Below are 302 nucleotides of genomic sequence, written 5' to 3' on the forward strand. Positions count from 1 at the left end.
CGCTCTAAGTTTTTTTCTAAACTTTCAACATCATTATGCTTATAAGTAAAACGTTTACCCATGTGTAAACGCACACCATCAATAATACATGCGTGCGCATCAACATCATACACAATTATATCATCTTTAGAAACCAAAGCGTCTATGGTAGACACCATACCTTGGTAACCAAAGTTTAAAAGGTATGCAGCCTCTTTATTAACAAATGAAGCTAATTCATTTTGAAGTTTTTCATGCAAATCTGTGTGACCAGACATCATACGTGCTCCCATTGGATATGCAGAACCGTATTGAGCAGCAGC

The 302-nt window shown here is 36.8% G+C and carries 1 protein-coding gene; it reads right to left on the reverse strand.

Annotated elements, in window-relative coordinates; translation table 11 throughout:
- Positions 1-302 (reverse strand): aminotransferase class I/II-fold pyridoxal phosphate-dependent enzyme (locus tag FUA24_RS07800; RefSeq protein ID WP_148541188.1); only part of this gene is annotated, 302 nt, incomplete at both ends.

It is taken from the genome of Seonamhaeicola marinus, from assembly GCF_008085455.1.